Source organism: Sporosarcina koreensis (assembly GCF_042655825.1).
In the GTDB taxonomy this organism is placed as follows: Bacteria; Bacillota; Bacilli; order Bacillales_A; family Planococcaceae; genus Sporosarcina; species Sporosarcina koreensis.
This window is the reverse complement of record NZ_JBHSNP010000009.1, coordinates 132,458-145,617: the sequence shown is the minus strand read 5'-3', so window position 1 is coordinate 145,617 and position 13,160 is coordinate 132,458. Positions and strand designations below refer to the sequence as shown.

At 37.1% G+C, this 13,160-nt stretch carries 12 protein-coding genes and 1 pseudogene; 1 reads left to right on the top strand and 12 read right to left on the bottom strand.

What is annotated here, in order from left to right; all coding sequences use genetic code 11:
* Window positions 1–10 precede the first annotated feature (10 nt).
* The 6 genes and pseudogenes from ACFPTP_RS04595 to ACFPTP_RS04570 form a co-directional block, all read right to left on the bottom strand.
* Window positions 11–358: an ArsR/SmtB family transcription factor gene (locus tag ACFPTP_RS04595; protein WP_381442588.1), complete on the bottom strand. Its 348-nt coding sequence runs from the start codon at window positions 356–358 to the stop codon at window positions 11–13.
* A gap of 365 nt (window positions 359–723) precedes the next feature.
* Window positions 724–2,025, bottom strand: a pseudogene (locus ACFPTP_RS04590) (NAD(P)-binding domain-containing protein).
* Window positions 2,026–2,091: 66 nt separating this feature from the next.
* Window positions 2,092–2,538: a MarR family winged helix-turn-helix transcriptional regulator gene (locus ACFPTP_RS04585; RefSeq protein ID WP_381442587.1), complete on the bottom strand. Its 447-nt coding sequence runs from the start codon at window positions 2,536–2,538 to the stop codon at window positions 2,092–2,094.
* 68 nt (window positions 2,539–2,606) lie between these two features.
* On the bottom strand, window positions 2,607–3,854 hold the full coding sequence (locus tag ACFPTP_RS04580) for an MFS transporter (protein WP_381442586.1): 1,248 nt from the start codon (window positions 3,852–3,854) through the stop codon (window positions 2,607–2,609).
* A gap of 575 nt (window positions 3,855–4,429) precedes the next feature.
* Window positions 4,430–4,870, bottom strand: a complete 441-nt coding sequence (locus tag ACFPTP_RS04575) for an NUDIX domain-containing protein (RefSeq protein WP_381442585.1) — start codon at window positions 4,868–4,870, stop codon at window positions 4,430–4,432.
* A gap of 184 nt (window positions 4,871–5,054) precedes the next feature.
* Window positions 5,055–5,279 carry a hypothetical protein gene (locus ACFPTP_RS04570; RefSeq protein WP_381442584.1) on the bottom strand — a complete coding sequence of 75 codons (225 nt, stop codon included), beginning with the start codon at window positions 5,277–5,279 and terminating at the stop codon, window positions 5,055–5,057.
* Window positions 5,280–5,604: 325 nt separating this feature from the next.
* Here ACFPTP_RS04570 and arr point away from each other — a divergent pair, with 325 nt between their 5' ends.
* Window positions 5,605–6,021 (top strand): NAD(+)--rifampin ADP-ribosyltransferase, encoded by a 417-nt coding sequence (gene arr / locus ACFPTP_RS04565; protein ID WP_381442583.1) that lies wholly within the window; start codon window positions 5,605–5,607, stop codon window positions 6,019–6,021.
* A 136-nt stretch (window positions 6,022–6,157) separates the two neighbouring features.
* Here arr and ACFPTP_RS04560 read toward each other — a convergent pair whose 3' ends face one another.
* The 6 genes from ACFPTP_RS04560 to ACFPTP_RS04535 form a co-directional block, all read right to left on the bottom strand.
* The gene (locus ACFPTP_RS04560) at window positions 6,158–7,246 is read right to left on the bottom strand and encodes a serine hydrolase domain-containing protein (RefSeq protein WP_381442582.1); all 1,089 of its coding nucleotides are present in this window, start codon (window positions 7,244–7,246) and stop codon (window positions 6,158–6,160) included.
* 147 nt (window positions 7,247–7,393) lie between these two features.
* Complete coding sequence (locus tag ACFPTP_RS04555; protein ID WP_381442580.1) at window positions 7,394–8,434, bottom strand: threonine aldolase family protein; 1,041 nt, start codon at window positions 8,432–8,434, stop codon at window positions 7,394–7,396.
* A gap of 521 nt (window positions 8,435–8,955) precedes the next feature.
* Window positions 8,956–10,341 (bottom strand): hypothetical protein, encoded by a 1,386-nt coding sequence (locus tag ACFPTP_RS04550; RefSeq protein WP_381442579.1) that lies wholly within the window; start codon window positions 10,339–10,341, stop codon window positions 8,956–8,958.
* Between the two features lie 23 nt (window positions 10,342–10,364).
* Window positions 10,365–11,069, bottom strand: coding sequence for a GntR family transcriptional regulator (locus ACFPTP_RS04545; RefSeq protein ID WP_381442578.1), 705 nt, complete (start codon window positions 11,067–11,069; stop codon window positions 10,365–10,367).
* Between the two features lie 112 nt (window positions 11,070–11,181).
* Complete coding sequence (locus ACFPTP_RS04540; RefSeq protein WP_381442577.1) at window positions 11,182–12,147, bottom strand: ABC transporter ATP-binding protein; 966 nt, start codon at window positions 12,145–12,147, stop codon at window positions 11,182–11,184.
* Window positions 12,140–13,156 carry an ABC transporter ATP-binding protein gene (locus ACFPTP_RS04535; RefSeq protein WP_381442576.1) on the bottom strand — a complete coding sequence of 339 codons (1,017 nt, stop codon included), beginning with the start codon at window positions 13,154–13,156 and terminating at the stop codon, window positions 12,140–12,142. The genes ACFPTP_RS04540 and ACFPTP_RS04535 overlap by 8 nt, the downstream gene beginning before the upstream one ends.
* Between the last annotated feature and the right edge of the window lie 4 nt (window positions 13,157–13,160).

The window sequence follows — 13,160 nt, the reverse complement described above, 5'->3', positions numbered from 1 at the left end:
CTTCTCCTCCCTATTGACAACAAACACGAAGTCCTTGTGCCTCAAGCTCAGCAATTGATTCATTCTGCTCTGGAAGATGTTCAAGGATGCTCTTAATAAACGGAAAATCTTCATGACTTTCATTAATCGAGAAGAAGACCCATTGCCCCCTGCGTTCTTCTTTAACTAACCCAATATCTCTAAGTTTTCGCAAGTGCTGGCTAATCGCCGGCTGACTCATCTTAAAAATTTCTACAAACTCACATACACAGCATTCATGTGACTTGAGTAGCTTCATCATCGTTAATCGTGTCGGATCACCAAGCAATTTTAATAATGGTGACGCCCTTTGTATTTCTGTCTTTTCATCTTTTTTCATGACCATCCCTCCAGTTCTTCAACATCATATAATCATATACTTATATAAGCAAGTGCATTTTTTTGCGAGCAAGAGAACTACCAATTAAAATTTAAAAAGACTGCAAATGTGCAGTCTTTTTTATTTCACTCCGGATTGTTATAGCAGCATAATTCTCTGCTCAAAGAAGTCACTGCATTTATATAACTTGAATAACTTATGGGTCCAAATGAAGCCAAGTTTCCTCGGAAAAATGTTTTTAACATAATCTCTTTTGCATCCTCCAAGGAACAGCTTCTTGCATTCATGACCAAGGATAAATAAGCGCGAAAGTAATCTTCCGACAAGTTACCCCCACTGTTTACGACCATCAATGGTTCACCCCTTTAACAGCTGCTGACTTTCATGTTACAGCAAGACTCAAACTTCTTAGTTGGCGCTAGGTTTATACTGCACACCCCTGTCTCTGGTAAGTCTAGTTCGACTTTCTTTGCGGATTCGAGATCACCCGTCAAATAGGCCACAACTGAGCGCACTTGTTCATACCCTGTCGCCATTAGAAAGGTAGGAGCGCGACCATAGCTTTTCATTCCTACAATATAGAAGTTCTTTTCCGGCTGTCGTAGAACTTCTTCACCATGGGGCCTAACTGTACCGCAACTGTGAACGTTCGGATCAATCAGCGGAGCGAGAGCACCAATACTTTCAGTTGCATGGTCAATGCTCAAACGAATTTCTCGTAGGAATGTAAAATCAGGTCTATTGCCTGTGTTCGCAATGATTTCATCAATTCCCTCTATCATTGATCCTCAACCGTTCAACTCACCGAAAAGGGTAATCCCATTCTCTGATTTCCGAAGTTCATAGATTTGAAACGCAGTAATTACCTTAACTCTGCCTTCATCCACTAGCCTGTGGATTCTGCTGCCAAGTTCTCCACGAGCTTGTAGAGCATCTTTTTCTTCTCCGCCATATGCATCTTGAACCGATTTTTTTCTCATGATCCAGTAGATTTCGGTATCCTCGTTCAGATCAGACAGTTCCAGAAGTGTGTTAATTGCCGAATGTCCTCCCCCTACCACTGCCACTTTTTTATTCGCGTAACGTTCTCGATGAATTCCTTTAGTATCAGGGATTCCATAGAAGATATTTCCCTGTAAATTCCGTTCTCTGTTACTCCATATGCCATCTGCATTAATTGGATTTGGCGTTAACCAAGTACCTGATGCATCGATAATCGCCTTGGCTGGAATTCTTTCGGTCTCCCCATCCTTTTCAACATACACAATGAAGTTTGCCTCTTCACGTTTTGCAGACTTCATTTTATCCACATTCTTTTTACTGACTGCTATTACCTTTGTATCTAACTTGATATTTGAAGCAATATCAGGCAAAAGTGATAGTGGTTTTAGATATCTTTCAACTAGCTCCTTCCCAGTCGGCAATTCAGTTAGGGATGGCGCAATCCAATTCTGTTTCTTCAATAGTCTTTCTGCCGCTTTATCAATATTGAACTCCCATGGTGAAAAAAGGCGCACATGCCCCCACCTTAAAATACTGTTCCCAACACTTTTACCTGCCTCCAATAAGACAAAGTTTACGTCTTTCTCCGCCAAGTGAGCAGCAGCTGCTAATCCGATTGGGCCTGCACCTATTATTACAACTGGCAATGAATTATTACTATTCATCATCATTCCTCCTACTAATAATTACTTGCAATTTGCAAGTATATATCAAAGCAAGTTTTAACTTGCTTAATAAACAGGTGTACAGCAAACACTTGATTTAGACATGGCATCATTCAGGATCTCCAAAGAGCGTAATACCGTTTCCCGTTCAAAGTCGTTCATATGGGAGAAAACCTCCTCAAGGTAAACATTCACTGATTTATCAATTGTAGTTGCTGCAAATTTCCCTTCAACGGTTAGCGACAATATTGAAACCCTTTTGTCCTCAGACCATGGAGTTTTTTTGACTAAACCCATCTTTACCAGCGTCTGGATCTGCCTACTAAAGGTTGTAATATCCATCGCGAGTGTCTCTGCTATTTGTTGCATCGATGGAGAATGCTGATTGTCGATTTCATAGAGAATATGGCTTTGCACAAGCGATATATCAATGCCTCCTACAGAACAGCAATTCCGATCCAATAACCCAAATCTGCGAGTTAATACATGAAATAGTTCTCGTTTGTTCTCCATGTTTTCACCTCTAGTATTAGTTATATTCCATTTACTTGCAAAATGCAACTAATTTATTCAACTATTTATTATGACATTGATGAGTTCATTCTCCTTTCTCTTCTGTAGCTGGATGACCAGAGGATTGCTAATAACAAAAATACACTTGCTCCGCCCCAGTATACATAGGTGAATCCGTTTGCTAAACCAAAAATCATGAAACTAATAAATGGACCTAGAGATGCACCAAGATCTTGGGCTATTGTATACGTGGTAAGGAATGAAACTACATTTGTGTTTGTTGAAATGTCCAAGGCAATTGCATCAACAATGGTTGTAAGCGAGGTAGCTGCTATCATCACTAAGAACGTAATGAAAATCATAACACCGAGTGGAAGTTCATAAGAAACGCTTCCAAACGTCAAACCTGCAAAAATTAATGATAGGACAAGCAAAGGTACTCTTCCTTTGACTCCATCTGACCAAATCCCGAAACGTGCACCTAAAAACGGTTCCCATATCCATCGTGCCGATAAAATAATTCCCGTCAGGAAAGTAACACTCATTACAGATCCAAATAAGACGACATTCTCCCCATGGTTATGTTCAATTAATGAGCTTAGAGTTGAGATGAATACCCCTTGAATGAGCAGAGTGATCCAGAAGCCAGTAAAAATAATCATTCCTCTACCCTGTTTAAGTCTGATAATAAATCGTTCTTTAACAATGACAGCCTTGTTATCCTGCTCATTAGCCATCGAGGGAGTTGTATTCACATACAATAATATCAAAGGCAGCCCGAACAGAGTAAGACAACCAAAAATTATCGAAACGTTGCTTAACCCTATAATCGGCACGAGCAATCCACCTACTAACATACCAAATAAGCTGCCTAATCGATATAATCCATTGTAAAGACCAATTGATTTACCCCGATTGTCTTTATCCGTATCAAAGGCCAAAATGGATAAACCTCCGATTCTGAAAAACGACCAAGCAATCCCCCATAGACTCCGTAAAATAATCCAGGCAATAAACCCTCTCAACAATCCATAGCCTAACGTCGTAATGCTGCCTAATATGATTGCGATCACTAATCCGGTTTTCAGTGAAATTTTATTATAAAGCCATCCAACAAGTGGGTTAAAAGGTAAACGGATAAAACGGTTTATGGATAAAAGCACACCAACTTGCCAAATGGAGTCAAGACCTGCTTCTTTCCAATATAAAGGCAAAGCAATATATAACATCGAATCCCCTAATAGACTTATAGCGGTAACCAAGGCAACAATGATAGTTACAGGGGATTTACTTTCCGCTTTACTTGACTTGGACAATGCCTATCACTCCTACCTATGCATCGGATTATCTTTAGATCTTACTTAGTAAAGATATGCTCTTTACTTGCATAATGCAACTAAAATCGGTGAATTTTTTTAGAACTCCCTAGATGCCCTGCCACAGACCGTTTTATTGGCTTAATAAGATACAGGTGTTTACAAATATATTCATTTTTCCGCTATGCACAGTATCCTTTTTGACCCCTCCCCTCTATATATAGGACAAAGGGGGAATTGTGCATAGTAATCCTATTTATAGTGATAGTTCTTATAACGTACAACGTAGTTAGAAGAAGGGATCAAGAAATAATGCGGCAATAAACAAAGGGCAACGGGTTCGGTTGATGGGGGGATAATCCGTTATGGTTTAGTGATTACAGCCACAGGAATGTACCACTTACGCCATCTTTTTTCCAGCGATTGCCGCAAGTCTTACCACTCGTTGTCAATGAGTTTACCAATGGGGGTAACGCCAAGAGTTTTGAAACATAAAAAAGCCTAACTCCAACGGATCTTAAACGAGGAATTAGGCTTATGATTATCCACAAACGCACCCGATTCTAGAATATTGGTCAGCGAATAAATGCCGCTTCCCTTTCTGAAAGTGCATCCTCTAACCATTGAGGGTGCATTGTTAACAAATCTTCCGGTAAGTTGTCCTGACTAAAAAATTTAACTTCAAGGGATTCATCTGAATTACATGTAAGTTCCCCACCTGTAATTTCAGCAAGAAAACAAGTCGTTATGAAATGCACTACCTTGCCATTTGGATAATTGAACACTTGTGAATCAGGATCGGAATAAACACCAATCAGCTTTTCAATTCTTATATCTAAATTAGTCTCTTCTTTTACTTCTCTCATGACTGCCTCAGACACTGTTTCACCAATTTCCACATGTCCTGAAGGGATTCCCCACAAGCCCACATCGGCTCTTTTTTGCAATAGAACTTCATTCTCTTGGTTCAAAATAATTACAGCAACTCCAGCTTTTAATTCATCAATTTTTTTCAAATCAAAACTCCTTTCTTTTAGAAAATGGCCAGATTACGGAAGACTTGATTATGTTGAAATTTAGCCAAGTTTGTATATCAAAATCATATGAAGTGGTAAAGGTTTTGTCACGCACTGGTACAATCTTTGTCACTTGGCGGTAATAAAGATGGCAGCAGTGGTGCATTCCAATGGCTGTAATGATTTAGTCGTATTTTTGATGGTTGCTTCCCGTCCATTTGTTTTTCTTTCTTTTATAGAACACGTAAATCGCATTACCGGCGACCACTAATGCAAAAACGGACAGATACCCGAGCGCAAATATTAGGTTAAGTTCACGATTCATGACACTGATTGCAATAAAAGCCCCGAGAAGTCCCGTTAGGGTAATGATACTTAATCTCCACTCGGAATTTGGACGTGTTTTCATTTTTATACCCCCTTCATTCTAATTTAACATAAAATCCCTACCATTGTTAAAATAATTCATTTATTTCGACAACCAATTAAATGAATGAAAAAAAAGACAGGCATCCAATTCATAGATACCTGTCCCATTGTTTAAATAGAGTCTGTCCGGAGCAACATAGTATTGCTACTCTTCTCATTCTTATGCTAATAGTTTAAAACAAATCATATCTTACTCTCTACTTATATTATAACATCATCCACTAATTATTTATAGACTACTTTTCCACCCATCCCATACCTTATACTGTAATACACAAGTCAAAAAGTATAAGGGGTGCATTTACATGGATGACAACAAAAATATTTTAGATCCTGGTCCGTTCTTTCATGGTACAAAAGCAAAACTGGAAATAGGAGATTTGCTTGAACCTTTGCATGCCTCCAATTATCAGGATAAAAAATCTAACCATATCTATTTTACTGCAACATTAGACGCTGCTAAATGGGGTGCTGAATTAGCAAAATCCAATTCAAAAGAGAGGATTTATATCGTAGAACCATTAGGTGATTTTGAAAATGATCCGAACTTAACTGACAAGAGATTTCCCGGAAACCCTACACGTTCCTATAGGTCCAAATCTCCCTTGAAAATAATAGCTGAATTAGGTTCGTGGGAAAGACATTCTGATGATGAAATTAATCATATGATTACATCTTTAAAAAAGTTAAGTGAACAAGGGAAAAATGTGATATACGATTAATTCTCCTATCATTCAATAACAGCTCTATTCGAAGAAAAGATTTAGCAACTACTCGTTTCTACACCCGATTCTAAAAAAGCCGTCTTCAATCATTTTGCTTTAATGATTGGAGACGGTTGGTCTATATTAATTTCACTCAAAAAAACTCTTCCCAAATCCATATAGGTTTTTGTAAAACAATAGAAGTAAGGTTGCGGTTAATACTCTTTGAGTTCACGGTCATTTCATTACTTAGCACAATAACCGTAAGTTCCTCATCCTGGAGACGTGCAACATAGTGTCGGAAGCCGCTTGGGTATCCACCAGAATGGCCTACTGCTTTATGCCCCAAAACATCTTGTGTATACCACCCGTACCCATATTTATATGGAAACTTTGAAGCATGAGTTGTTCCCATCAGTTTTGAAGTTTCCTCGGATACTAACAAGTTTTGGCGTAATGCCTCATCAAAGAGCGCCAAGTCTTCGGCGGTGGAAATAATATCCCCAGCAGCATATGCTGCGGAGTCATCCATGCGCGGACCCGATTTCCCTTCCACATGCCCCTCTGCTATCGGTAATCCTTCTTTCGTTTCGAACATGGAATTATGCATACCACTTGGTTTGAATATATGTTCTTCTATATAGTCTGAATATGCCTGTCCGCTTACTTGTTCAATAATGAGTCCGAGGAGAACGTAACCAGAATTACTATAGCTGAAACTCTCTCCTGGGGTAAATTCCAACGGTTCATTGCGAACAACCTCGATAATTTCAGTAGGTTCCCATTCTTTACTGTAATCAAATTGATAGTCCGGTTTTAGGTAATCCGGAATTCCTGAGCTATGACTAAGCAGATGTCCGATTGTGATCGTATCGGCATTTGGAAAGTCGGGAAAATACTTCGCAAGGGAGTCATCTACAGTAAGCAATTGCTTCTCCGCAAGTTGCATAATTGCAACAGCTGTAAACGACTTTGATAACGAAGCGATCTGATATAAAGTATCCGTGCTATTTTGCAAGTTAGGGGCAGCCTTCCCATATCCTTTTTCAAATAAGACTTCTCCGTCCTTTGAAATCAATACTGTTCCCTGAAATTCTTGATTTAATAGGTACTGATCTATTTGTTCGGAAATACTTCCGGATAAATTTCCGTGGCTGTCTCGACCGAACAATAACAATGAAGCACCACCTAAAACCACAAGCGTTAGAACGGCAATCAAGGCAATTTTAAAGAGCCTTCTCATAAGATAAACCTCGTCTCTTCTTAGTATCTTGCAGGCCATCGCATTATTATATTGACGCATGATCCTATTAATTACTCGGCAGACAACCAAGCAGTCAATAAATTAAAAAAGACAGGCATCCAATTCGCAGATGCCTGTCCCATCGTATCACGATTCTAATTTCATAATATCTTCAATTAGCAATTCAACGTTTTCCTTTTTTGTAGCCCAACTTGTACAAAATCGAACAACATTGTGAGTGTCATCGACTTTTTCCCAATAGGAAAAAGAATAATTCCTGCTCAATTTATTCAACACATTATTCGGTAAAATGGGAAACTGTTGATTTGTTTTGGAATCATATCTTAATGAAAAGCCTTTTTCAACAAACGCTTCTCGAATCATCATCGCCAAGTCCACAGCATGCTTGGAAATCTCATAATACAAGCCATCTTCAAACAAGGTTTCAAACTGGATGCCCAATAATCTTCCTTTAGCTAGTAACCCTCCCTTTTGCTTGATCATATACCGGAAATCTTTTTTTATATTATCATTTAAGATGACTACTGCTTCACCAAATAATGCTCCTAGTTTCGTTCCCCCAATATAGAAAACATCACAAAGTGAGGCGATATCTGCTAAGGATAAATCGTTGTCCTTTGAAGCAAGACCATATCCTAATCTCGCCCCATCCATAAATAATGGCAAACCACATTCACGGCAAACCTTGCTTAATTCCTCCAATTCGGATTTACTGTAAGTCGTTCCATTCTCAGAAGGATGGGAAATGTAAACCAAACCTGGCTGAACCATATGTTCATGGGTGGCATCATTCCAATGGGCGTCGTACAATTCTTTTACTTGTTTTGCATTTATTTTCCCGTCATCACTCGGCAACGTAAGCACTTTATGCCCAGTGGCTTCAATTGCTCCCGTTTCATGTCCTGCGATATGACCCGTAATTGCAGAAACCGCTCCTTGATGCGGGCGCAATATGGAAGAGATGATCGTAGTATTTGCCTGTGTGCCTCCAACTAAGAAGTGTACATCTGCATTCTCTGCATCACACGCTTTTCTAATATAACCCCTGGCCCGTTCACAATATTCATCCATACCATATCCCGGCGTCTGTTCTTCATTGGTTTCCAGTAGTCGTTCAAGAATTTGTTTATGAGCACCTTCTGCATAATCACTTTCAAAACGTATCATTCATATCCTCCTCAGACTTATAATTTATTCAGAATCAATAAAAAATTGTTTTAATAAAGAAAAAGCATTGATTCTCACCCCTCCTAAAAATAGGCCCTAATAGGAATGAGATTCAATGCTTCTTTAACCGGGGATAAAAACAGCACCGTGTTATATTGTTAGCTTTAATATATCATAAAATTTATTGAATTCTCAATAGATTATTTAAAAAATCATTCAGGAAAGACTGTCCATGATAATCGATCGTTGTTAGAAAAGATATGGAGTGGAGAGGGATTGCGTTTCAAGTTTGGCCAGTGCCTCGGGGGAATCTATACATAGTAAACTTATTTATAGGGATATCATGGCATTTTAATAACGTAATATTGTCTATTGATGCAATACTTCTACCCCGGGTTAAAGGAAAAAAACGGCTCCAATCATCTTGCTTTTATGATTAGAGCAGGTTTTATTGTTTTCACAGTATAAATTGACTTCCATACTCATCCGTATATATTCGAAGTGAAGTGAAGTGAAGTGAATTATTTAATCATATTAACAAAACTTATCGTAATTAAAATTGAGCCTATTAAAAACAGATAATTACTTCCTATTCCAACTTTGAAGGAATTTTTATTTAAGACACTTCCAAGCGTCATATTAAGAGGTGAGAAGGGTGATGCGCCTGAAGCATGACACCAAGCGGCCGCTAATAAAACACCATATGCAATACTTGATAAACCAATTGTTTCTGGCGATATCGATGTAGCTAATAGTGTAACAGTTACTATTTGATGCACCCCTATGAATGCTAAACTTACCGGTAAAAGTATAATGATACCAATTAATAATATAAGTGATCCTTTGTAAGCAACTTCGTTAACAAAATTATTTATAATTAAATTAAATGGTGTATTCATTACTACTATTCCAAAGAAACCTGCACATATAAACAAGCTTAACTCGTTTGATATTTTCGGAAGGGAGTAAATAATGTATTTTAACATATGATTCTCTATTACTTTCTTCTCACCTAATGAGTACAGCCAAACAACCGATCCTACAATCCCTATAACAGAAACAAGAACTGTCATTTTCTGACCTGTTATTTTTTCAATAATAAAAAGCAAAGCAAATATTATACTCATTATTACAATCAATTGGATCATTTTTTTCCTATTACCGTTGTTACCTTTTAGTCCAATTACATCGTCAACTAATTCCACAGAAAACAACTCTTCAATATTATTCTTCTTTGCTATGAAGAGAATAACTATATTTCCAAAAACAAAATGCGTAATTGCTAAAGTAAGTAAAAAAGGGCCAAGCTTTGTATATGGTAAATCCAAAAAATGAAGTATGATAGCCACAGATGCAAAATAAGGCGACCATATATTAGTAGATATGAAGCCAATATACATTGCTTTGCCCAAACGTTTTACTGAAAGTCTTGATTGCTTAAATAAAGGATACAGAACACGGATAACTGCCAGATTCACAACTGAACCAAGTAGAAATGTTAAGAAAGACAAAAGAATATAAACTGAATTTGGTTTTGAATGTAGTCGCTTCAATTCCATTTCAATACTATATAGATACCCTCCGACACTAATGGGGATAATTAACATCGGTACAAAAGCGAATAAACTAACTAAGCCCAAATTTATTGAAAGAGCAGACTTCCAAATATCCATGTTCATATCATAATAAAAAAGTAGAATATGACCTGCTACTAGCATTATTAATGATATAAGGAAGGTGGATCGTTTAATTGTAGGAAAAAGAAATAGTACCATTACAATACAACCATAAAGGATAATATCGGGAATTGAATTATTCCTATTAAATAATTGATGTAATAAGATTGCAATAGCGATAATGAAAATAAAAAAACCCTGTATTTTAGCTAGTGAATTTGATTTAGACACTTATTTTCCTTTCCCATAGCCTATTATTTATCCGCAGTTGTTATTTCTTTTTCATACCTTTTAATCGCTTCAATAGCAGTACTCATACTACTAATAATGTGAATTCTCATCGCATTTTCTGCTTCCAGTCGTTCTTTATTAATAATATGTTGTAAAATAATGGTATGATCTTCCACTTCACCATTCAGTCCATTGTTCCCAATTAGTAAATCACCCGTATTCATCGTAATTAGTCGACGATATCTTGTCGTATGATCATTTAACTGGTTTAGGATTTTCACAACCGTTAGATTATCACTCATTTCATATAATTGATTATGGAACTTTTTCCCGTAATATAAAATCTCTTCTCCATCTTTATATCTTGTTGCCTGCCTAATCCTATGACAATAAGAGGATAGTATTTCAATATCCTCAGCGGTGGCATTCTTTGTTGCCTTGTTTGCTATAATTCCTTCCAAGTAACTTCTAACTAGAAATAATTCTTCTGCTTCTTTTACCGTAATAGAAGCAGTCTTCAGTCTTCCATTAGGTTGTCTTAACACCAGTTCTTCAACTTCCAATTTTTGCAACGCTTCACGTAGAGGAGTTTTACTTATATCTAACTCCTCTGCAAGCTTACCTTCCACTAAATCTGAATCAGGTTGAATCATGCCATTCAAAATCTTGTTTTTCAATTCATAATAAGCATAGTCCTTTGACATCCTTCTTGGTTGCAATGAACTCATAATGCATCCCCCTTATTTTTGGCAATTCCCACAAAGTATATTAAGTATAACATAACAATATTATTTTTATGAAATGTTATAATATTATGTCGCGGAAAATTACAATTCCTTTTTATTCATAAAGATGACATGAAACAGTATGACCACCATCATGAACAGAAGGATTAGGTTGTACTTTTGAGCAAATATCCATTGCAAATGGGCACCTTGGATGGAATGAACACCCAGATGGTGGATTTACAGCATTAGGTACATCCCCAGTAAGAATAATCCTCTCTTTGACTTCATTTGGATGGTCAATTGGAACTGCAGATAAAAGTGCCTGTGTATATGGATGTAAAGGATTATTATATAAGTCCTCGGTTTTTGAAATTTCAACAATCTTCCCGAGATACATAACAGCAACGCGGTCAGAGATATGACGAACTACGCCGAGATCATGGGATATAAAAATGTAGGTAAGACCTAATTCTTTTTGTAGATTCAAAAGTAGATTAATAACCTGTGATTGGATCGATACGTCTAATGCTGAAACTGGTTCATCTGCAATAATTAGTTCAGGATTCAATACTGCTGCTTTTGCTATCCCAATCCTTTGTCTTTGACCACCTGAAAATTCATGAGGGTAGCGATCGATATGGTATTCCGACAAACCAACAATTTCCAAAATCTTAATAACCTTCTTCAGTCTTTCTTTAGGTGTATATAGTTTATGGACACGTAAAGGTTCAAGTAAGATTTGTCGAACTGTCTTTTTAGGATTTAATGAGGCAAATGGGTCTTGGAAAATCATTTGCATTTTTCTACGAAGCTTCCTCATTTGTTCATAAGATAGCCTAGAGATATCTTGTCCTTCAAAAATCACTTCTCCATCTGTTGGCTCATTAAGTCTGAGTATTGTTCTTCCTGTTGTAGATTTACCGCATCCACTTTCACCAACAATGCTAAATGTTTCTCCTCTAAAAACTTCAAAATTGATACCATCCACTGCCTTAACAACGGAGTCTACTTTTAACCAACCTTGGTCAATTTTATAATGTTGTTTTAAGTTCCTAACCGTTAATATACTTTCAGCCATAGGATAATTCCCTCTCCTTTCCCTTAAACTCTTCTTCATGCAGCCAACAACGAGATTGCTGATTATCAAAATTATATAAAGGAGGCTTTGCAGTTAGACATTTTTCCATTGCAAATGGACAACGTGGCGCAAATGTACAACCTTTTGGTAACTCATCTGGTCTAGGTACACTTCCAGGGATAGATGCTAGATTTTGTTTTCTTTCACTTGTACTTGTTCCAGGGCGGGAATTTAATAATCCTTGTGTATAGGGGTGTTTCGGGTTGTCAAATATAGTTCTTATATCTGCTTGTTCTACTATTAAGCCAGCATACATAATAACAACTTCATCGCACATTTCTGCCACTACACCCAAGTCATGTGTAATTAAAATAATTGACATATTTTGTTTATCTCTAATTTCTTTAATTAACTCTAAAATTTGAGCTTGTATAGTTACATCCAGTGCGGTTGTTGGTTCATCCGCAATTAGTAGTTTCGGGTTACAAAGCATGGCAAGACTGATCATGACCCTTTGTCTCATTCCACCAGACAGCTGATGTGGGTATTCATCATAGATACTTTCTGGTCTAGGTATTCCCACCAAAGTCAACATTTCAATAATTCTTTTTTTCATTTCAGCCTTTTTCAATTTTGTATGTTGCTTAAGTGGTTCAGATAACTGTTGTCCTATTGTAAACACAGGATTTAAGGAAGTCATTGGCTCCTGAAAAATCATAGATATATCATTTCCACGTATTTTTCTTAAAGACTTCTCGTTCATTTTCGTTATATCTACACCATCAAAATTAATTTCACCATCTGCTATACGTGCAAGTGACTTAGGTAAGAGTCCCATAATAGAAAGAGAGGTTACACTTTTTCCACAACCTGATTCTCCGACGAGTCCAATCGTCTTACCTCTTTCAACTTTAAAATCAATTCCATCAACTGCTTTAACTATTCCATGGCTTGTATGGAAATGAGTTTTTAAATTTCTTACATTTAACACAACGTTATTTTCTTTCAAAACA

Coding starts and splice junctions, on each gene's coding strand:
- ACFPTP_RS04595 (WP_381442588.1), bottom strand. CDS start 358: ATGAAAAAAGATGAAAAGACAGAAATACAAAGGGCGTCACCATTATTA.
- ACFPTP_RS04585 (WP_381442587.1), bottom strand. CDS start 2,538: ATGGAGAACAAACGAGAACTATTTCATGTATTAACTCGCAGATTTGGG.
- ACFPTP_RS04570 (WP_381442584.1), bottom strand. CDS start 5,279: ATGAAAACACGTCCAAATTCCGAGTGGAGATTAAGTATCATTACCCTA.
- arr (WP_381442583.1), top strand. CDS start 5,605: ATGGATGACAACAAAAATATTTTAGATCCTGGTCCGTTCTTTCATGGT.
- ACFPTP_RS04560 (WP_381442582.1), bottom strand. CDS start 7,246: ATGAGAAGGCTCTTTAAAATTGCCTTGATTGCCGTTCTAACGCTTGTG.
- ACFPTP_RS04555 (WP_381442580.1), bottom strand. CDS start 8,434: ATGATACGTTTTGAAAGTGATTATGCAGAAGGTGCTCATAAACAAATT.
- ACFPTP_RS04545 (WP_381442578.1), bottom strand. CDS start 11,069: ATGAGTTCATTGCAACCAAGAAGGATGTCAAAGGACTATGCTTATTAT.
- ACFPTP_RS04540 (WP_381442577.1), bottom strand. CDS start 12,147: ATGGCTGAAAGTATATTAACGGTTAGGAACTTAAAACAACATTATAAA.